16 protein-coding genes are annotated in these 20,769 nt (G+C 67.9%); 3 read left to right on the forward strand and 13 right to left on the reverse strand.

Features of this window, described 5'->3' with window-relative positions; genetic code table 11:
• Positions 1–26 precede the first annotated feature (26 nt).
• The 11 genes from ftsW to dinB all read right to left on the reverse strand — a co-directional run bounded on the left by ftsW (position 27) and on the right by dinB (position 13,457).
• The gene (gene ftsW / locus AC5RUK_RS04625) at positions 27–1,337 is read right to left on the reverse strand and encodes a putative lipid II flippase FtsW (protein ID WP_493987473.1); all 1,311 of its coding nucleotides are present in this window, start codon (positions 1,335–1,337) and stop codon (positions 27–29) included.
• The gene (gene murD / locus AC5RUK_RS04630) at positions 1,337–2,869 is read right to left on the reverse strand and encodes a UDP-N-acetylmuramoyl-L-alanine--D-glutamate ligase (RefSeq protein WP_493987474.1); all 1,533 of its coding nucleotides are present in this window, start codon (positions 2,867–2,869) and stop codon (positions 1,337–1,339) included. The genes ftsW and murD overlap by 1 nt, the downstream gene beginning before the upstream one ends.
• Positions 2,866–3,978, reverse strand: coding sequence for a phospho-N-acetylmuramoyl-pentapeptide-transferase (mraY, locus tag AC5RUK_RS04635; RefSeq protein WP_494151495.1), 1,113 nt, complete (start codon positions 3,976–3,978; stop codon positions 2,866–2,868). Before mraY ends, murD begins: the two co-directional genes overlap by 4 nt.
• Complete coding sequence (locus AC5RUK_RS04640; RefSeq protein ID WP_493987476.1) at positions 3,975–5,498, reverse strand: UDP-N-acetylmuramoyl-tripeptide--D-alanyl-D-alanine ligase; 1,524 nt, start codon at positions 5,496–5,498, stop codon at positions 3,975–3,977. Before AC5RUK_RS04640 ends, mraY begins: the two co-directional genes overlap by 4 nt.
• A 6-nt stretch (positions 5,499–5,504) precedes the next feature.
• The gene (locus tag AC5RUK_RS04645; protein ID WP_494151496.1) at positions 5,505–7,163 is read right to left on the reverse strand and encodes a UDP-N-acetylmuramoyl-L-alanyl-D-glutamate--2,6-diaminopimelate ligase; all 1,659 of its coding nucleotides are present in this window, start codon (positions 7,161–7,163) and stop codon (positions 5,505–5,507) included.
• On the reverse strand, positions 7,160–8,938 hold the full coding sequence (locus AC5RUK_RS04650; protein ID WP_493987478.1) for a peptidoglycan D,D-transpeptidase FtsI family protein: 1,779 nt from the start codon (positions 8,936–8,938) through the stop codon (positions 7,160–7,162). Before AC5RUK_RS04650 ends, AC5RUK_RS04645 begins: the two co-directional genes overlap by 4 nt.
• A 27-nt stretch (positions 8,939–8,965) precedes the next feature.
• Positions 8,966–9,631, reverse strand: coding sequence for a cell division protein FtsL (ftsL, locus tag AC5RUK_RS04655; RefSeq protein WP_494151497.1), 666 nt, complete (start codon positions 9,629–9,631; stop codon positions 8,966–8,968).
• Positions 9,628–10,617, reverse strand: a complete 990-nt coding sequence (rsmH, locus tag AC5RUK_RS04660) for a 16S rRNA (cytosine(1402)-N(4))-methyltransferase RsmH (protein WP_494151498.1) — start codon at positions 10,615–10,617, stop codon at positions 9,628–9,630. The genes ftsL and rsmH overlap by 4 nt, the downstream gene beginning before the upstream one ends.
• Before the next feature lie 200 nt (positions 10,618–10,817).
• Positions 10,818–11,249 (reverse strand): division/cell wall cluster transcriptional repressor MraZ, encoded by a 432-nt coding sequence (gene mraZ, locus AC5RUK_RS04665; protein WP_493987551.1) that lies wholly within the window; start codon positions 11,247–11,249, stop codon positions 10,818–10,820.
• A gap of 416 nt (positions 11,250–11,665) precedes the next feature.
• Entirely contained in the window at positions 11,666–12,040 is a 375-nt protein-coding gene (locus AC5RUK_RS04670) for an SCO2097 family morphological protein (RefSeq protein ID WP_493987481.1), read from the reverse strand.
• A 172-nt stretch (positions 12,041–12,212) separates the two neighbouring features.
• Positions 12,213–13,457, reverse strand: coding sequence for a DNA polymerase IV (gene dinB / locus AC5RUK_RS04675; RefSeq protein ID WP_494151499.1), 1,245 nt, complete (start codon positions 13,455–13,457; stop codon positions 12,213–12,215).
• Between the two features lie 179 nt (positions 13,458–13,636).
• Here dinB and AC5RUK_RS04680 point away from each other — a divergent pair, with 179 nt between their 5' ends.
• Positions 13,637–14,737, forward strand: coding sequence for a polyprenyl synthetase family protein (locus tag AC5RUK_RS04680; protein WP_494151500.1), 1,101 nt, complete (start codon positions 13,637–13,639; stop codon positions 14,735–14,737).
• 62 nt (positions 14,738–14,799) lie between these two features.
• Here AC5RUK_RS04680 and AC5RUK_RS04685 read toward each other — a convergent pair whose 3' ends face one another.
• Positions 14,800–15,153, reverse strand: a complete 354-nt coding sequence (locus AC5RUK_RS04685; RefSeq protein WP_493987484.1) for an Rv2175c family DNA-binding protein — start codon at positions 15,151–15,153, stop codon at positions 14,800–14,802.
• A gap of 733 nt (positions 15,154–15,886) precedes the next feature.
• Between AC5RUK_RS04685 and AC5RUK_RS04690 the strand changes: the two genes are divergently transcribed.
• Positions 15,887–17,131, forward strand: coding sequence for a LysM peptidoglycan-binding domain-containing protein (locus tag AC5RUK_RS04690; protein ID WP_494151542.1), 1,245 nt, complete (start codon positions 15,887–15,889; stop codon positions 17,129–17,131).
• Between the two features lie 76 nt (positions 17,132–17,207).
• Entirely contained in the window at positions 17,208–19,190 is a 1,983-nt protein-coding gene (pknB, locus tag AC5RUK_RS04695; protein WP_494151543.1) for a Stk1 family PASTA domain-containing Ser/Thr kinase, read from the forward strand.
• Positions 19,191–19,313: 123 nt separating this feature from the next.
• Here the strand turns inward: pknB and AC5RUK_RS04700 are convergent, their stop codons facing one another.
• Positions 19,314–20,699: a class II 3-deoxy-7-phosphoheptulonate synthase gene (locus AC5RUK_RS04700; protein ID WP_493987486.1), complete on the reverse strand. Its 1,386-nt coding sequence runs from the start codon at positions 20,697–20,699 to the stop codon at positions 19,314–19,316.
• Positions 20,700–20,769 lie beyond the last annotated feature (70 nt).

The raw sequence follows: 20,769 nt of genomic DNA on the forward strand, positions 1-20,769 counted from the left end.
TCGACTGCTGGTGGTCTGGGATGGGGTCAGCGGTTCCCGGCCGGCGCTTGCTGACGCAGCCGGCCAAGGAGTCCCCCGGACTTCTTCCGGCCAGGCACATCGGTCCGGGCAAAGGACAAGAGTACACCGACGGCGGCCAGGGTCACCGTCAGGGCGGAACCGCCGTAGGAGATGAACGGCAGCGGCACGCCGATCACCGGAAGCAGGCCGGTGACCACCGCAATGTTCACGAACGCCTGGCCGATGATCCAGACCATGATGGAACCGGCGAGGATCCGTACGAACAGGGATTCCTGGCGCATCACGGTGCGGACCAGCGCGATGGCCAGGACACCAAACAGGGCCAGGATCACGGTGGTGCCGAGCAGGCCGAGCTCTTCGCCGATGATGGCGAAGATGTAGTCGTTGTGGGCTTCCGGGATCCAGTTGTATTTTTGCCGGCTCTGGCCAAGTCCCACACCCCACCAGCCGCCGGAGGCCAGCGCGAAGAGCCCGTTGCAGGACTGCATGTTCAGCCCGGTCGTCGCCTCACAGCTCTGGTCGGTCCACATGAGGATGCGGCCCATGCGGTTCGGGCTGACCACCACGAGCAGCAACACCAGCGCGCCGGCGGCGAGTCCGGCCAGGCCGAACAGCTTCAACGGGGCGCCGGCGAAAAACAGCCCGCCGGCGATGATGAGCATCAGGATCATCGCGGTGCCCAGGTCGTTGCCCAGCAGCACCGGGCCGACCACCAGGAGGGCACCGGGGAACACCACCGGGATCAGCAGGTGCTTGGATTGGCCCAGCAGCCGTTCCTTGGCCGCCAGCACCGTCGCCATCCATAGGGACATCCCCAGCTTGGCGACTTCCGAGGGCTGCAGGGAAACATTGCCGGGAAGGTGGATCCAGTTGCGGTTGCCGCCAACCGATTCGCCCAGCGGGGTGAAGACCAAGAGCAGCAGGAGCACCGACACCGCGAGGGCAGGCCAGGCCAGCTTTCGGTACGTGGAGACCTTCCACCGCGAGAGGACCAGCATCGCCGTGACGCCCAGGCCGGCGAACAGGGCCTGCCTCATGAACAGGCTGAACGGCGAGGTTTCATCGGCGATGGATTCCACCGCCGACGACGAGAGCACCATCAGCAGGCCGATGGCGGTCAGGGCGAGGGCGGAGCCGAGGATCAGGTAGTAGCTGGCCCCGCTGGACTGCGTTCCGGTGCCCTGGATGCGGTCCAACAGATCGGTGCCGCGCTGGCGGAGCTCGCGCAGGCGGCCGGCGGGGGCGGCCTTCGTCCCGGGAGCGGCGTGTCCGCGGGCAGCGGCCGGTGGCCGGCTTCCGCTGCGGGTGGTGGCCATTACTGCTCCTTAGTCGACGGTGCCTGTCCCTCTCCGTACCGGCGGACGGCTTCCATGAACGCGTTGCCGCGGTGAGCGTAGGAGGTGAACCGGTCCATCGAGGCGGCTGCCGGGGCCATCAGCACGGTGTCCCCGTCGGCGGCGATGCCGGCTGCTGCTTCCACGGCCGCCGTCATCACGGTTTCGCCGTCAACGTTCCCCGTCGTCGGCGGCCTGCCTCCAGTGTCCCCCGGGTACGCGTGGACGACGGGGACATCCGGTGCGTGTCGCTGCAACGAGGCCAGGAGGGCGGTGTTGTCCCTGCCGATCAGCACGACCGCTTTCAGCCTGCGCGCGTGGTCGGCGATCAGCTCGTCGTAGTTGACACCCTTGGACAGACCCCCGGCGATCCACACGACGGAGGAGAAAGAGGCCAGCGAGGCCGAAGCCGCATGCGGGTTCGTCGCCTTGGAGTCGTTGACCCACAGCACTCCGGCGCGCTCCAGCACCTTCTGGATCCGGTGTGCCCCCGGATCGAACCGCCGGAGTCCTTCGCGGACCGCGGCCGGTTCCACGCCATACGCCCGGACCAGGGCGGCGGCGGCCAGGGCGTTGGCCACCTGGTGCCGGGGCGCCGGTTCACCCAGGTCGCTGAGGCCGGCCAGCTCGGCCGCGGAGTCCCGGCGTTCTTCGATGTAGGCCCGGTCCACGAGCAGGTTCTCCACGACGCCGACCATGCTGACCGATGGCATGCCGGTGGTGAAGCCGATCGCCCGGCAGCCTTCGACGACGTCGGCCTCTTCGACCATCTCCTCGGTCTCGCGCTGCTCGGCGTTGTAGATGCACGCGATCCTGGTCCGCTCATAAATCCTGGCCTTGTCGGCCAGGTACGCCTCATAGGTTCCGTGCCAGTCCACGTGGTCTTCGGCCACGTTGAGCACCACGGAGGCCAGCGGGGACATCGTGTGGGTCCAGTGCAGCTGGAAGCTGGAAAGCTCGACGGCGATGACGTCGTAGCCGATGGGATCACGCACTGCGTCCAGGATCGGCGTGCCGACGTTGCCCGCGGCGATGGCGCGCAGCCCGGCCGCCTGCAGCATGGATTCGGCCATCCCCACCGTCGTGGTCTTACCGTTCGTACCGGTGATGGCCAGCCATTCGGCAGTGCGCCGGCCGGCGCGTTCGCGTACCCGCCACGCGAGTTCGACGTCGCCCCAGATCGGAATTCCTGCGTCGGCGGCGGCCGCCAGCAGCGGGGTCCGGGGCTGCCAGCCCGGCGAGGCGACCACCAGCTCGGCCGGCTCCCCGCCGACGTCGGGCAGTGCGCGGACGTGGTCTTCGCCCAGCAGGACCTGCCGGGCCCCGACAATCTTCAACGTGTCTGCCTTGGCCCGGTTTTCCTCCGTGTCGCTGCCGTCGACGACGACGACGGCGGCGCCCAATTCGATCAACGTGTCGGCGGCGGAGAAACCCGACAGCCCGATGCCGGCGACCACCACGCGCAGCCCGGACCAGTCCGCGTCCCAGGAGGTGAGTGAATCGAGCCGGCTCATGAGCCCAGGACCCATTCGGCGTAGAAGATGCCCAGCGCGGCAGCCACGCACAGCCCGGCGATGATCCAGAAGCGGACGACGACGGTGACTTCGGCCCAGCCCTTGAGCTCGAAGTGGTGCTGCAGGGGCGCCATCTTGAAGACGCGTTTGCCGCCGCTGAGCTTGAAGTAGACCACCTGGATGATCACGGACAGCGAGATGATCACGAACAGGCCCGCCATGACCACCAGCAGCAGCTGGCTGCGGGACAGGATGGCGAACCCGGCGATGGCGCCGCCGATCGCCAGCGACCCGGTGTCGCCCATGAAGATCTTGGCGGGCGCGGTGTTCCACCACAGGAACCCGATCAGCGCGCCGGCCATGGTCCCTGCCAGCAGCGCCAGGTCCAGCGGGTCGCGTACCTCGTAGCAGACCTCCCCGGGCACCTTGACCGAGCCGCAGCTCTGGTTGAACTGCCAGATGCCCATCAGCATGTAGGCGCCGCAGACCATCACCGACGCGCCCGCCGCGAGCCCGTCCAGCCCGTCGGTCAGGTTCACGCCGTTGGTAGCTGCCGTGACGATAATGTTCGACCAGATGATGAACAGGATAGTGCCGAGCACGGTGCCGCCGAAGGCGAGGTCCAGCCACGGGATGTCACGGGCGAAGGAAATGTTCATCGAGGCCGGGGTGCGGCCCATATTGTCCGGGAAGTTCAGGGCCAGGACGGCAAAGAGAATGCCGACGATGCCCTGCAGCACGATCTTCGCCCAGGCCCGCAGCCCGAGGCTGCGCTGCTTGGAGATTTTGATGAAGTCGTCCAGGAAACCCACCAGCCCCATGCCGGCCATCAGCAGCATAAGGACGCCGGCCGAGACGGTGGGCCCGGGGTGCGCGTCCCCGTTCATCACCCACATCATCAGGTGCGTGGCAAAGTAGGAGAGCATCACCGAGGCCACGATGACCACGCCGCCCATGGTGGGCGTTCCGCGCTTGGTGTGGTGCGCCGTCGGGCCGTCGTCGCGGATGAACTGGCCGTAGCCCCTCCTCACCAACAGCTTGATGAACAAGGGAGTACCGAGCAGGGACAGGACCAGCGCCAGGGCAGAACCGATCAGCAGGGCTATCACTGCGCCTGGCCTTCCTCTTGGGCTTCGATTCCGCGCGCTGCCGCCGCGGCGGGGCCAGCCGTCGACGGATTTCCTAATGCTATCCGGTCGCCCAGGAACCGCAGCCCGGCTCCGTTGGAGGACTTGAACAGCACCAGATCGCCCGGTTCCAGCTTCTCCTCGAGCACCCGGCGGGCCTCCTCAGGCGTCCGCACCCAGAGCGATTCGTCGCCCCAGGAGCCTTCCAAGACGGCGGCGTTGTGCATGGCCTTGGCTCCCTCTCCCACCACGATCAGGTGCGAGATGTTCAACCGGACCACTATCCGTCCGATCGCGTCGTGCTCATGCACGGAGTCTTCGCCCAATTCCAGCATTTCGCCCAGCACCGCCCAGGTACGGCGGCCGCGGCCGAGTTCGGCCAGCGTGCGCAGCGCCGCCCGCATGGATTCCGGGTTGGCGTTGTAGGCATCGTTGATCACCGTGACGCCGTCCGCGCGCTCGGTCCGCTCCATCCGCCAGCGGCTGGCGGGGCCGGCCCCGTCCAGGCCGGCGGCGATGGTCTCCGCCGGCACGCCCAGCGCCCAGGCGGCGCCGGCGGCGGCCAGCAGGTTGGTCACGTGGTGGACGCCGATCAGCCCGGAGGTTACCCGGTGCTCGGAGCCGTCCGGGAAGCGAAGCGTGAAGTCGGGGTGCCCGGCGTCGTTGACACCGGCGCCGCGGGCCCGCAGCAACTGGGCCGCGCTCCCGTCGGGCAGGGTGAAGTCGTCGTCGGAGGTGAAGTACAGGATGCGGGCCCGGGTGCGGCCGGCCATGGCCTGGACGCGGGGATCGTCTGCGTTGAGCACGACGGTACCGCCGGGTGGCACCGCCTCGGCAAGCTCGCCCTTGGCGATCGCTATGTTCTCCACGCCGCCGAATTCCCCTGCGTGGGCGCTCCCGACGCCCAGCACCACGCCGACGCCTGGGTTGACCATGTCCGTCAGGTACCGGATGTGGCCGATGCCGGTGGCACCCATCTCCACCACCAGGTAGCGGGTGTTGAAGTCCGCGGCGAACACCGTCAGCGGGACGCCGACCTCGCCGTTGTACGAGCCGATGGGGGCCACGGTGGGCGCCACCCGGCGCAGGATGCCCGCCAGCAGGTCCTTGGTGGTGGTCTTGCCGGCGCTGCCGGTGATGCCCACGACCTCGAGTCCCGAGGCGGCGCGCAGCCGGGCCACGATGGCCGCGGCCACGGCGCCCATGGCCAGCACGGCGTCCGCCACCACGATCTGCGGCAGGAGGCGGCCGGCGGCGTCGGAGACCTCGCGTTCGGTCAGTGCCAGCACGGCACCGGCTTCAAACGCCGCAGCGACGAAGAAGTGCCCGTCTGCCGTCTCGCCCGGCTTGGCCACGAACAGGCCGCCGGGTTCAATCTCGCGGGAGTCTGTGGTGGCGGAACTCACGGTGATGCCGGCGGTCTCCCCCGCGGCACCGACGGGCTCCCCAACGATCCGTCCGCCGGTAATCGCCGCTATATCGGCTGCAGTTAGTTCAATCATGACGATCTAGGACTCTACCGCGTTCGGGGAGAGCACTTCGAATCCGTGCCGGTGCAGGGCCGCGCGCAGTTCCTCCCGGTCGTCGAGGGCCAGGTTCTCCCCGTTGACCTCCTGCCAGACCTCGTGGCCGCGGCCGGCGACGAGAACCGTGTCCCGGGGTTCCGCCAGGGCCACGGCGCGCTCGATGGCGTCCGCACGGGGGAAGACTTCGAGAATCTCGGCCGGCAGGTGCTCCTGTTCGGCCGCGGCACGGGCACCGGCCAGCACGTCGGCGCGGATGCGGGCCGCATCCTCGCCGTGCGGGTCGTCATCGCTGACAATGACGACGTCGGCGAGGCGGGCGGCGATGGCCCCCATCAGCGGGCGCTTGGTTTGGTCGCGTTCTCCCGTCGCCCCGAACACAACGATCACGCGGGCCCCGGGGTCGGGACGGCGCACCGAGGCCAGGGTTCTCTCGAGCGCGTCGGGATTGTGCGCGAAGTCGACGATCGCTGCCGGGTTCTCGCTGAGCACCTGCATCCGGCCGGGAACCTCGACGGTCAGCGGATCCGCCGCGTCCAGCGCCTGCTGGAGCCTGGCCGGGGAGGTTCCGGAGGCCGCCACCATCGCCACGGCCAGTGCGGCGTTGGAGATGTTGAACGAGCCGGGCAGTCCGGTGTGCAGCCGCAGCAGCACGCCGCCGGGCCCGTGCAGTTCGAACCGGTGTCCCAGGCCTGCACGGACCGGGTTGCGGACGGACCAGTCGGCGCTGCCGCCCTGCGTGGCCACGGTGGCCACCGGGACTCCGGCGGCCCGGGCGTGGCCGGCGAGTCGACGGCCCCAGTCATCGTCGACGCAGACGACCGCCCGGCCGGACCGTTCCGGACTGAACAGGCGGGCCTTGGTCTCGAAGTACTCGTCCATGCTCCCGTGCAGGTCCAGATGGTCCTGGGTGAGGTTGGTGAAGCCGGCCACGTCGAACCGGACGGCGTCGACGCGCCGGAAGGAAATGGCATGCGAGGAGACCTCCATGGCCGCCGCGTCCAGCCCCCGTTCACGCATCAGCGCCAGCAACCCGTGCACCTCGGGCGATTCCGGCGTGGTCAGGGCGCTGGGAATGGGTTCGGAGCCGGCCGTGATCTCGATGGTTCCGATCAGTCCGGTGCTGAGGCCCAGCGCCTCCAGGAGGGACTTGATGAAGTAGGTGGTGGTGGTCTTGCCGTTGGTTCCGGTGACGCCAAAGAGCGCCGGCGCCCTGCCGCCCTCCGGCTGGCTGCCGTAGACGGCGGCCGCCAGCGGGCCCACGAGTGCGCGCAGGTCCCCGGAGCGCAGCACCGGCAGCCCGGGGGCGCAGCCGGCTGCCCGCCGGGCGCCGTCGTCGTCGGTCAAGATGGCCGCTGCTCCGGCCGCTTCGGCCTGGGCGGCGAAGTCGGCGCCGTGCCGGCGGGCCCCGGGCAGGCCTATGTACAGGTCCCCCGGCTCGACGGAACGCGAATCTATGGTGATACCGGTAAAGGCCAGGTCCTCCGTCGCCGGGCTCCCCACCGGTACGGGGAGCCCGCGGTGCTGCAGCATGCTGCTCAGCGCCGCCAACCGGACCGGCCTGACCGTTTGGGGCCGCAAGGGCGAGGCGGACCGGTGGGGCTGCTCGGCAGTGGAACTCACATATTCTCCAGGTTGGTTCATTCCAGCGGCAGGTCGACCCGTTTGCTGGTGGACGGCGGCACGTCGTAGGCGTTGAGGACCTGCGTCATGACCTTCTTGAACGTCGGTCCGGCAGACAGCGTCAGCACCCCCCCCTGCGGCCGCTGGATGGTCGCCACGACGACGAACTGCGGATCCTCCATCGGGGCGATGCCGGCCATCGAAATGGTGTAGCCGCTGAATCCCCCGTCAGCGGCCGGTGCTTCGGCTGTACCGGTCTTGACCCCGATCCGATACTCCTTAATGTTACCGGGCTTGCCGCTGTGGTACTTCGAGTTGGTTTCCAGCATGTCCTGCACCAGGTTGGCGGTCTTCTTGGACACCGCCCGGCTGCCCTTCTCGACCGGCACCTCGTGCTCGGTGCCGTTCGGGTCGATATAGGCGTCGATGAGCCGCGGCTGCATCAGCACGCCGTTGTTGGCGATGGTCCCGAAGGCAACGGCGGTGTGGAGGGCTGTCTGTGCGAGGCCCTGGCCGAACAGGACGGTGAACTCCTGCCGTCCGTCCCACGTCCCGGGCTCGGCCAGCAGGCCGGCGGTCGCCCCGTTGATGCCGATGTCGAAGCGCTGGCCGATGCCGAACCTCCGCAGGTAGTCGTAGCGCTGCTGGCGCGTCAGCTGCTGCCCGATCATGGTGGTGCCGGTATTCAGCGACTGAGCGAAGATTCCGGCCGTCGTACGCGTCAGGGTGCCGTGCGGCGTCGCATCCTGGAAGGTCTGGCCGTTGACCGTGTACTTGGGCGGGATGGTGTATCGCGAAGCCGGGGTGGTGATGCCCTCTTCGATCGCGGCCGCCATGGTGATCATCTTGGTGGTCGACCCGGGTTCGAAGGCACGGGTCACCGCCATCGACTGCCGTTCGCTGTCGGGAGTGGCGCCCGGGTCGTTGGGGTCCACCGTCGTGGAATCCGCCAGCGCTATCAGGTCGCCGGTCTTGGCATTGAGGACGACGACGGTGCCGTAGTCGGCGCCGTAATCCTGCACGGTCTCGGCGATGACTTCCTGGGCGTACCACTGGATATCGGTATTCAGGGTCAGGCGCACGCTTTGGCCGTCCACGGCCGGGACTTCTTCGTTGGTCCCGACCGGAATGCGGATGCCGTCGGCACCGATTTCGTAGGTCCTCGAGCCCGGGGTTCCGGAGAGAACGTCGTTTTGCGAGGCCTCGATGCCTTCGAGCGGCACACCGTCCGACCGCATGAACCCGACCACGGAGCCGGCCACCGCCCCTGCCGGGTAGTTGCGGATGGTGGTTGCACGTGCGGACAGCCCGGGGAACGCCAGGTCCTCGATCTTCTGCTGCACTTCCGGGGTGACCGATTTGGCCACGTAATTAAAGGGCTTGTCGCCGATGACCGCTTCGGTGACGGTCTCCACGTCCTGGCCCAGGATGCCCGCCAGCTCGGCAATGGCGTCGGCGATTTTGACGTCCTCGGACTTCTGGCTGATCGGGTCGAACCTGGTGTAGTCCTCGACCAGGCGCTGGTCCACCACCACGTCGAACCGCTGCACGCTGCGGGCGAGCACGTTGTTGTTGGCGTCCAGGATCTCGCCGCGCAGCGCGGGCAGGTCGACGGTGCGCAGGCGCTTGTCCACCGCAGCCTGGGCCATGCCGGCTGTGTCGAGTCCTTGCAGCTGGAACAAACGGGCCCCGAGGATGACCAGCAGGACCAGCACGATCGCCAGCCCGGCCCGGAGCCTCCGTGTGGCCCTCGCCGTGCGGTTGGGGTGCTGCCGGTCGGCTGTTGGTGCTGCCACACGTACCTCGTTTGCGTTGCCGGGCGGTTACTGGCCTGTCTGTTGCTTCGGCGCCGGGATGCTGCCGCCGTTTAGCTGCTTCTGATCTGGTTTCCGTGCCGAGTCCCCTTCTGCGGCGGCTTCGGCAGCGGCAGCAGATTTCGCCGTTTCCTCCGCCGCGGCGGGGGCGCCGGCCTTCTTCCCGGCCCCGTCGTTGGCGGGCGGCTGGTGGCCCGGGTTTTCCGGCTGGGCCACCAGCAGCTCCGGCGCCGCGCCTGCTTCCGCGGCCTTTGGCTTCCCGGCGACCTTCCGGCTCTCCAGATTGATGGACCCCACCGACGGGGAGGTAACCATTCCCAATTCTGCCGCCTTGGCAGCCAGATTCTGGGGAGCCTGGTTGTTTTCGAGTTGCTGTGTCAGTTTTTCGTTCGCCTGGGCCAGGGACACCTGCTCGTTGCGCAGCTCCACCAGCTTGTACTGTCCGCTGGAGACCGAGATGTTCAGCATCAGTACGCTGCCGAGGGCGAGCACCAGGACGGTGAAGCAGAACAGGGCGAACGGCACCCGCTTGCGTGTCGGGCCGTTGGGTACAACGGAGAGCGGGGTACGGCGGGGCGCCTGCCGGGGCGCGGTTGCGGGACCTCGGGCCGGCGCAGCGCTGCCGTGCACGTACTGATGCTGGTCGGGACGGGCCGCGTGGGCACTGGCACTCATCTTGCGCTCCTGTTCCGGATCCGTTCTACCGCCCGCAGTTTGGCCGACGCGGCCCGCGGGTTCTCTTCAATCTCTGCTGCCGTAGGCACTTCGGTGCCCTTGGTCAGGGTCTTCAGCTGCGGCTTGTGTTCTTCCAGCTCCACGGGGAAGCCGCGGGGTGCGGATGACTTCGAAAGCTGGCCGAAGACGGCCTTGGTGATCTTGTCCTCCAGCGAGTGGTAAGACATCACGACAATCCGGCCCCCGAGGGCCAGCACGTCGATGGCGGCGGGCAGGGCCCGCTCAAGCACGTCCAGCTCCTCGTTGACTTCGATGCGCAGCGCCTGGAAGGTGCGTTTCGCCGGATGGCCGCCGGTCCGCGCCGCGGCAGCCGGCACGACCTTGCGGATAGCGTCCACGAGTTGGCCGGTGGTGGTCAGCGGGGCTTCATCGCGGGCCGCCACAATGCTGGACGCGATCCGTCCGGCAAACTTTTCTTCGCCCCAGCGCCGGATGATGCGCACCAGGTCGGCCTCGGCATACGTGTTGACGATGTCCGCGGCAGTCATCCCCCTGCTGGTGTCCATCCGCATGTCCAGGGGTGCGTCGTAGGAATAGGCGAAACCGCGGTCCCGCTCGTCCAGCTGGAGCGAGGAGACGCCCAGATCGAACAGCGCGCCGTCGATCTGGCCGGCACCGAGGTCATGAACCACGTCGGCGATCTCCTCGTAAACCGCGTGAACCAGATCGGTGCGCCCGGCGAAAGGCCGGAGCCGTTCTCCGGCCAGCGCCAGCGCCTGTTCGTCCCGGTCGATCCCGATCAGGTGCAACTGCGGGAAACGCTGCAGCATGGCCTCCGAATGTCCGCCCATGCCGAGCGTCGCGTCGACGACGACGGCGCGGCCCCGTTCCGCCACCGCGCGCTCGATGGCCGGGGCGAGCAGGTTGATGCAGCGGTCGCGGAGCACCGGAATGTGGCGCTCCCCTGCCGGCCGCTCGCTGTCCATCCTGAAGCCTTCTTTCCTGCCGGTACATGGGACCGGTTAGTCACTGTCTTTTAGGGCCGAAGGTCCTTGAACCAGATCCCCATCCGCGCCTGGCCTGTCCCGCCTGGCTCCGGGGAAGGTGAGCCAGGTTGGACCTACCGGGCGGCTGGAGATCTCATCCAAGAACGTCCGTGCCGCGTGTCGTGTTTGTCGTCCCGGGGTCAGAAGACTCCGGGCAGTACGTCTTCGTCTGTTTCGGAGAAGGCGGTTTCCTGCTCCTGGAGGTAGTCGTCCCAGGCCCGGGCATCCCAGATCTCCGCGCGGGTTCCCGCGCCGATGACCGCCAACTCCCTATCGAGCCCTGCATAGGTTCGCAGCGCCGGCGGGATGGTGACCCGGCCCTGCTTGTCCGGTACTTCGTCAGAGGCTCCGGACAGAAAGACCCGAATGTAGTCGCGGGCGTGGCGGGAAGATATCGGAGCCTTCCGCATCTCCTCGTGAACCCGTTCGAATTCCTTCTGGCTGAAGACGTAGATGCAACGCTCCTGGCCCCTCGTCAGGACGAGTCCATCGGCAAGCTCCTCGCGGAACTTTGCGGGAAGTATCAGGCGCCCCTTCTCGTCCAGCCGCGGCGAATGTGTCCCGAGGAACATCGCCACCGCCCCGCCGATTAGAGGAGACCATCGCCCCCTGCGTCACCACTACCCTCTTATGTCCTCCACTTTACTCCACATCACGCCACAGTCAACTACTTCCGGCCCCTTTTGTAGCTGGAAATGTTCGGTGTCATCCGCATGAGGGCGCGGAAGTAACCGGGTGGAGCGAAGTGGAAGGAAAGTGGAGGGTTTGGGGAGCCACCGGCAGCGGGAGATCCCGGTGGATCCGGTCGAGGCCCGGCCGAACCGGCCGTGGTGGGGCGGAATGGAGCGGATCGCCGCTAACCAGACCCCTTAAACACGAAAAGACCCGACGTTTGACGGGTCTTGCCTTCGTGCTGCCCGGCCGTTAGCCGCGGGGTGGGGCAAAGTGGAGGAGCCTCAGCGGCTGCTCCCGGTGGCCGGGTCTTGTGTCAGCGGTCTTCGCCGTGGTGCCGTTCGTCCCACCGCTCCTCGAGGCTCGCCATGAAGCCGCCCTTCGACGAGGAAGTCTGCTTGTTGCCGGTCGACCGCGGCGACCCTGCCCCGGCCCGACGCGTGGTGGCCCAGTAAACGCCGGCACCCATGATGACGAAACCCAGGACCCCGACGGCGATGATCTGGCTGAGGATGCCGGTGAGCAGGACCAGGATTCCGGCAATCGCGACGAGTGAGCCCACGACGATGTGGCGCGTCGACAACGATCGGCCGCTGGCCGATTCCATGTGGCTGGCAAACTTCGGGTCATCAGCATGCAACTGCTGCTCCAGTTGTTCCAGCAGCCGCTGTTCATGCTCTGAGAGTGGCATCTGAGCCTCCTTTGTTCCAGTCCCCCAGGGGTGCATAGCGTACAACGAACTCCGCGGGACAAGAGTTCCTGAAACCAACCGGAACCGAATTGACCTTTGCTACTAAGAATAGAGCGCAAAGCCTGCAATCGAAAGCTAAGATGACCCAACTGTGATCCCGTCCCCGGCGATTTCAAGCGCCCCGGCCCCGCCCCGGCCGGCGGCCGGATTCCGGGCCCTGCTCCGTCGGCTTGCGGGGCCCGGACTTGAGCAGCGAGGCAGGCACGATTCCCGCGCCGCCGAACTTCCGGTTTACTTCGTCCAGGGCCTGTTCGGCACTGTGCCAAGTATCCTCGTGGCCGTCAAAGCTCAACTGCTGGCCGCCCCGGCCGGCGTCCTCCAGCTGCTCCGCCCGCAAGCCGATGAGCCGGACCGCCTGAGGACGCTCGCCGATGGCCGCCAGGAGCCCCGCCGCTGCGGCCTGCAGCTGCTGGGCGCTGTTCGATGGCGCCGGCAGCTTCCGTGACCGGTTCAGGGTGGTGAAGTCGGAATACCGAAGTTTCAGCGCTACGGTCCCGGCGCGCATGTTCCCGGCGCGGAGCCTGGCGGCGGTCCGATAGGCCAGCCGCAGGAGTTCGCGCTCCAGCAGCTCGTCGTCGTCGACGTCCTTTTCAAAGGTTTCTTCGGCACCGATGCTCTTCTCCACCCGTTCCGGGGTGACCGTCCGGTCGTCGATTCCCCAGGCCAGTCGATGGACGTGGTCGCCGGTGGCTCCCAGGACGCGGTGCAGCGCCGCGGGCGGAGTCTGTGCCACATCGGCAACGGTACGGATGCCGAGGCGGGCCAGGACCTCCCGCGTTTTAGCGCCGACTCCCCAAAGGGCTCCTACCGGCAGGGAATGCAGGAACTCGACCGTCTCGGTCTCGGGTATGAGCAGCAGTCCGTCCGGTTTGGCATGCGTGGAAGCGATTTTTGCCACGAACTTGGTGGCGGCGATGCCTACCGTCGCGGTCAGGCCCAACTCTGCCGAGATCCTGCGGCGGATGAGCGCGCCGATTTCCAGCGGTTCACCCAGCCGCCGGCGCGCACCGGCCACGTCGAGGAAAGCTTCGTCGACGCTGAGAGGTTCCACGTACGGCGTGATTTCCCGGAAGATCGCCATGATCCGGGCCGAGGCCTGCTGGTACTTGGTGTGGCTGGGTTCGATGATGAGCGCCTGCGGACACAGCATGCGGGCCCGCGCCATCGGCATCGCCGAGCGGACGCCGTATTTGCGGGCCTCATACGATGCCGAGAGCACCACCGCCCGGCCGGAGGCGGATCCCACGATGACCGGCTGCCCGACCAGCTCCGGCCGCTCCAGCAACTCCACGCCGACGAAAAAGGCGTCCATGTCCACGTGGAGAATGGTGCAGTTCTGCTGGTCCGGGGAGGTCACAGCACTATCGTAGGCTGGCCGTCGCCCTGCCGTGCCGCGCCGCGGCAGCCGCCGCCCCGGCGGCCTCACCACATTGTCTAGACTGGGCTGGAGACATCAGTACCACCGCGAGGAGCTCCGCCGCATGCTGTACCGCCCTGAAAAATTCCGCCCCGCACGGGCAGACCGGAGGTAGCGGTGTGAAGCCCTCATTGACGACGACGGTCGCTGCCGAACAGGAAGACTTCCGGCAGGCCGTGGCCGGATTGCTCCGGGAGTTCCTCGCCGGGCAGAAGGACCTGCTGCAGGAGGCGGCCCCGGACGCGGCACCGCTGGTGGAGGCGATCACCGACCTCACCGCGGGCGGCAAGCGCCTCCGGGCGCTGCTGGCCTACTGGGGCTGGCGCGGGGCAGGGGGTCCCGTGCTCGCCGCGCAGTCCGTTCAGGCAGGAGTCGCGCTGGAACTTTTCCAGGCCGCGGCACTGATCCACGACGACATCATCGACCGCTCGGATACCCGGCGGGGCAGCCCGAGCGTCCACCGGCGGTTCGAACAGCAGCACAGGCTCAACGGCTGGGCGCTGGACGCCGAACGCTACGGGCAAGCCGCCGCCCTGCTGGCCGGCGACCTCTGCCTGTCCCTCAGCGAAGAAGTCTTTGCCGGGATCGGGGTGGAGTCCGCGTCCGAGACGCCCGCGCGCGCGATTTTCAACCGGATGCGCGCGGAGGTCATGGCCGGGCAGTACCTGGACTTGCTGGAGGAAGCGGCCGGCCCGGGCCGCCCGGCGGAAGCCGCCGTGGACCGCGCCCTGCAGATCCTGCGCTACAAGTCGGCCAAGTACTCCACCGTGCATCCCCTGTGCGTGGGCGGCGCACTGGCGGGCGCTTCGGCCGGCCTGCTGGAGGCCTACGAGGCGTTCTCGCTCCCCCTGGGCGAGGCCTTCCAGATCCGCGACGATGTCCTGGGGGTGTTCGGAGATCCGGCCACGACCGGCAAGCCGGCCGGGGACGACCTGCGGGAGGGCAAGCGCACCGTGCTGATTGCACACACGCTCAACCACTGCACGCCGGCCGAACGCACCCTGCTGGAGGCCCGGCTGGGCTCACCGGAGCTCTCCGACGCGGCGGTGGAAGAGCTGCGGGGCTTGATCACCAGCAGCGGCGCCCTGGCTGCCGCCGAGCAGATGATTTCCGACCGGACCGCTGCGGTGGACGCAGCCTTGGCAGCCCTGCCGGTACCGGACGGCGTGCGCCAGGCCCTGGGCAGGCTGGCCGACTCGGCGGTGCGCCGCAGCGCCTGAGCCGGTTGCCCTGAGCCCGGCCCCGGCGCGTAGCCGGCGGCGTGCCGCAGGGGGCCGGACGCCTACCAGCCGAGCGCTTGGGCGCGGCGGCGGATCTCGGTCTTGCGGCCCTCGCGCAGCGCGTCGATGGGCCGGCCGGGCAGGGAATCATCGGCGGTGAAGAGCCAGACCAGTGCTTGCTCGTCGCTGTAGCCGGCATCGGACAGGACGGCCAACGTCCCCTTGAGGCTTTCGAGCACGGTTCCGCCGACCAGGAACGCCGCCGGCACCGAGCGGATCCGGCGGTCCCCAACTCGTGCCTCGATCAAGGCGCGTTCTTCAAGCAGGGCGTGCACCTTTTTAATGGAGACGTCCAGTTGCTCGGCAACGTCCGGCAGCGGCAGCCAATCGGCAATCAGTTCTTCAAGTTCACTCACCGTATAAGGGTGCCACGGCGGCCCCCGCTGAGCCATTTCCTTTTCGACACGCCGCCTTCATTCTTCATTCGCCCGCTGTGGCTTTTGTGTTATGCGTCAATAGTGTAAATTCACTTGAGTAACAGTTTTCACATCGATAACAAATGGCACACCAGTACCACTGCGCGGCCCGTTGGGGGACGCTCGCCAGGCCGTAAAACGAGGATGAGGGACACCAATGACCGATCAGCGCCCGATCACGCGCACCGACCGCAGCCAGCCCCGCCGGGTGCTGCTGTCCGCGGCAGCAACCGCGGCGATTCCCGCCGTCGTACTGTCCTCCGCTGCTTTGGCCATGCCGGCCCAGGCCGCCGACCTGCCTCCGCGCTCGGCGCTGCAGCCCAAGGCGGCGATTCCGGGCGTCACTGTTCCGGCGACTGCTTTCATTCCCGCTTCCCAGGTTGTTGCCCAGTTGCCCGCGTCGCTGCGGGCGCAGACCGCTCCCGCCGCCCACACGGTTCGGGCCGGTGAGACGGTCAGCGGCATCGCGGCCCGTTACGGATTGTCCGTGCAGAAAGTGCTGTCGCTGAACGGCCTGGGTGCCAGCACCATCATCCACCCGGGGCAGAAGATCAAGCTGGGCGGCTCGGCCGCGAAGTCCTCCGGCAATGCGGCGACGCAGTCCTCGTCCGGTTCCGGCAGCTACACGGTCAAGTCCGGCGACACCCTGTCCGGCATCGCAGCCAAGCACGGCATGAGCCTGGGCGCCCTCCTCTCCGCCAACAACCTCAAGATCAGCTCGATCATCTATCCGGGCCAGAAGATCTCGGTCAACGGCGGAGCCGCCCGCGTCTCCACCGCCTCGGCCGCGGGCCAGGCAAAAGCTTCCACCAAAACCAGCGCCGGCAGCTACACGGTCAGGTCCGGCGACACGCTCTCCGGCATCGCCGCCAAGCACGGCATGAGCCTGGGCGCCCTCCTCTCCGCCAACAACCTCAAGATCAGCTCGATCATCTACCCCGGCCAGAAGATCTCGGTCAACGGCGGAGCCAAGGCTTCCAGCGTCCCGTCCGCCGCTCAGGCTAAACCTTCCACCCGGACCAGCGCCCCCTCGGGCACCGGCAGTTACACGGTCAAGCCGGGTGACACCCTCTCCGGAATTGCCGCCCGCCACGGCATGAGCCTGGGCGCCGTCCTCGCCGCCAACAACCTCAAGGTCACCTCGGTCATCCACCCCGGTCAGAAGATCAAGGTGAGCGGTTCGTCCGTGACCAACGCGTCGGCGTCGTCCAAGGCGCCGGCCAGCAGCACCGCAGCCACGGGCACGGGCAGCTATACGGTCAAGTCCGGCGACACGCTTTCCGGCATCGCCGGCAAGCTCAACGTGACGCTGTCCAGCCTGCTGCAGTCCAGCGGCCTGAAGTCGACCTCGATCATCTACCCTGGCCAGAAGATCAGCGTCCCCGGCGGTGCGCAAACCACGACGTCGAACGTCGGCACCGCGTCGGCCCAGCCGCTGGTGCCCAGTACCTTCCTGCACTACACGTATCCGGCCGCGGTGGTGGGCAAGGCCAATGAGAACAAGCGCCTGCTGCTCTCCACGCCGCAGCCCACCCCGGCCCAGATGAAGGACATCATCGCCCAAACGGCGGCCAAGATGGGCGTGGATCCGCGGCTCGCCCTGGCGCACGCCTACCAGGAATCCGGCTTTCAGCAGGACGCCGTGTCGCCGGCCAACGCGATTGGCGCCATGCAGGTCATTCCGTCCTCGGGCGAGTGGGCCTCGACCCTGGTGGGCCGCAAGCTCAACCTGCTCGATCCCTACGACAACGCGACCGCCGGCGTAGCGATCATCCGCTCCCTGGTGAGCACCAGCCCGTCCCTGGACATCGCCATTGCGTCCTACTACCAGGGCCAGTACGGCGTGATGACCTACGGAATGTACAGCGACACGAAGGCCTACGTGGCCGCGGTGAAATCGCACATGAAGAAGTTCTAGCCGGCGGCTGCCCCTGGCAAAGGACCCGAACCACGGTGTGGATTCGGGTCCTTTCGCTGTGAGGACTTAGGATCGTATAGTGCAACCGGCAACTGATTCACTGGTCGGCGCCCTGATCGACGGGCGCTACCGGGTTGCCTCGCGCCTGGCGCGCGGCGGGATGTCCACGGTTTACCTGGCGTCCGACACCCGGCTGGACCGCAATGTGGCGCTCAAGGTGCTCTATCCCTACCTGGCCGAAGACGCCGGCTTCCTGGAACGGTTCGAACGCGAGGCCAAGTCCGCGGCCCGGCTCTCGCACCCCCATGTGGTGGGCGTCTACGACCAGGGCATCGACGGCAACGTCGCCTACCTCGCGATGGAATACGTGCCCGGGCACACGCTGCGGGACCTGCTCGACGAGTCCGCTCCGCTGACGCCGCGGCACGCCCTGGCAGTCCTTGATCCTGTCATCGAAGGACTGGCCGCCGCACACGCCGCAGGTTTGGTGCACCGCGACATCAAGCCGGAGAACGTGCTGATGTCCGACGACGGGCGGGTCAAGCTCGGCGATTTTGGCCTGGCGCGCGCCGTGACCACCAGCACCAGCACCGGGTCCTTGATCGGGACCGTCGCATACCTGCCGCCCGAATTGGTCACCGGCACCGCGGCCGATGAACGCAGCGATGTCTACTCGGTGGGCATCATGCTGTTCGAGATGCTGACCGGGCGCCAGCCGTTCACCGGCGACGTGCCGATCCAGGTAGCGTTCCAGCACGTCAATTCCACCGTGCCCGCGCCGTCAACCCTGGTTCCCGGGCTGGCTCCCGACCTCGACGAGCTGGTGCTCTGGTGCACGGGGTCGGATCCGGACCAGCGGCCGGTGGACGCCGCAGCGCTGCTGGGCGAACTGCGGCACGTGCACAAGTCGCTCAGCGATGCCCAGCTGGATGCCCAGGCAGCCCGGACCGAGCCGGCGGCGACCTCATCCACCCAGGTCATCCCTTCCGATCCGCAGCGCACTACCGTCATTTCCCGCTCCGCACATCACACGCAGGTTTTCAGCGCCGGCGAGGCCGCCGCGGCACCGGCCGGGCAGCAGCGGCCGCTGTCCGCCCGCGAATCGAAGAAACGCCAGCGGGAAGTGGCCCGCCGCTCGCGGCGCCCTGAACAAAACCTGCGCCGTGGCAATCCCCGGCGCCGAGGCATCATCTGGATTGTCGTGCTGGCCATCGTGGCCGCCTTGGTCGCAGCCGCAGGGTGGTTCTTCGGCATCGGGCCCGGCGCCATCGTTTCCGTTCCCGACGTGACCGGCAAGCCGGTAGCGGAAGCTGAGGGCATGCTCCGGGAACAGGGGCTGGAGTTCACGCTTGAGGAAGTCTTCGACGAGAAGGTGGCCGCGGGGCTCGCCGTCGGCACGGAACCGGATGCGCCCGCCGAAATCCGCCGCTTCGAGCAGGTGGCCCTCGTGGTATCGAAGGGCCCGCAGCTCTTCGGCGTGCCGCCGCTGGCGGGCATGAGCGTGAAGGAGGCCACCGCCGCGCTGGAAGAAGCAGGGCTTGCCGCCGGGGATGTCAAGGAAGCGTACGACGAGGAAGCAGCGGCAGGTACCGTCCTCAGCCACAAACCCGCCGAGGGCGAACAGCTGCGGCGCGGCACCGCCGTCGGGCTCACGGTCTCCAAGGGGCCGAAGCCGTTCAGCGTGCCGCAGGTGGTGGGCCAGCCGCAGTCCGACGCCGCCGCAGCCTTGGAAGGCGCCGGCCTGAAGGTGGAGGTGGCACCGGAGGCCGTGTTCGACCGCAACGTTCCGGCGGGCTCGGTGGCGGCGCAGACGCCGGCCGAAGGCCAGGTCATCCGCGGCGACACCGTCACCCTGACGCTCTCCAAGGGCCCGCGGATGGTCGAGGTCCCGGACACTGTCGGCCAGCAGGTGGACGAGGCGAAGCGTGCGCTGGAGGAACTGGGCTTCGAGGTGAAGGTCAAGGAGTTCCTCGGCGGCTTCTTCGGCACCGTGCGGACACAGGACCCGGATAGTGGGTCTCTGCCGGAGGGCTCGGTCATCACGCTGACCGTGGTCTGATGCCGCCAGCCGCCGGCGGCGCCCGCGTCCCGTGACGGCCGGAAGGCCCGGAACCTGTTCACCTGGTTCCGGGCCTTCCGTGTCCCCGCTCTGAGCAGCGCCGGGCGGCAAGCGTGGGTTTGGCTACCGCTGGCGGGAGAGCGCCCCCGCCACCAGGAACGCCATTTCCAGGGACTGCATGTGGTTCAGCCGCGGGTCGCAGACGGACTCGTAGCGGTCCAGGAAGGCGTTCTGATCGATGGGATCGGCGCCGCCGAGGCACTCCGCCACGTCGTCGCCGGTCATCTCCACGTGCAGGCCGCCCGGGAACGTGCCCAGTTCGTGGTGCACGTCGAAGAAACCGCGCACCTCCTCGATGACGTCGTCGAAGTTCCGGGTCTTGTAACCGTTGGGCGAGGTGACCGTGTTGCCGTGCATGGGGTCGGTCACCCAGAGCACCTTGGCGCCGCTCTCGGTGACCCGCTTCACGAGCTCCGGCAGCTTGTGGCGGATGTTGCCGGCACCCATCCGGGTGATGAAGGTCAGCCGGCCCGGCTCGCGCTGGGGATCCAGTTTGTCGATCAGCCGCAGGGCGTCGTCGGCGGACGTGGTCGGGCCCAGCTTGACTCCGATGGGGTTTCGCACCCTGGACAGGAAGTCCACGTGGGCGCCGTCCAGCTGGCGGGTACGTTCACCGATCCAGAGGAAATGCCCCGAGGTGTTGTAGGGCAGGCCGGTCCGCGAATCGATGCGGGTCAGCGCGCGCTCGTAGTCCAGCACCAGCGCTTCATGGCTGGCGAAGAACTCGACCCGCTTGAGGGCGTCGAAGTCGGCGCCGCAGGCGTCCATGAACTTCACGGCGCGGTCGATTTCGCGTGCCAGTGACTCGTAGCGTGAATGTGCCGGATTGGCCGTGAAGCCCTTGTTCCAGTGGTGCACCAGGCGCAGGTCGGCGAAACCGCCCTGGGTGAAAGCCCGGATCAGGTTCAGCGTGGAGGCGGACGTATGGTACGCCTGCACCATCCGGCTGGCATCGTGGGCCCGGGACTCGGGGGTGAAATCAAAGCCGTTGACCATGTCGCCGCGGTAGGCCGGCAGCGTCACGCCTTCACGGGTTTCGTCGTTGGACGAGCGGGGCTTCGCAAACTGTCCGGCCATCCGGCCCATCTTGATCACGGGCAGCGAGGCGCCGTAGGTGAGCACCACCGCCATTTGCAGGATGGTCTTGACGCGGGCACTGATCTTGTCGGCGGTGGCTCCGCCGAAGGTTTCGGCGCAGTCCCCGCCCTGGAGCAGGAACGCTTTACCGTCGGCGGCCAGGGCCAGACGCTCCCGCAGGACGTCGACTTCCCCGGCAAAGACCAGCGGCGGCAGGGAGTTCAGCTCGGCAACGGAGGACGCGTAGACCGAGGGATCGTGCCAGGTGGGCTGCTGCACCACCGGCAGCTCTCGCCAGTCATCCAGACCGGGATAGTCCGCTGCCGTCGGCAGCTGGTCGGGAACGGAAGCAATGAAGGTTGTATCGGTCACCCTTCAATCGTAGACCTGCGGCTTCGCTGGCTTCACGTGAAGAGGTCATGGGCCGCCACATGGGCGTCAC

This window comes from Arthrobacter sp. Y3223065 (assembly GCF_059090885.1).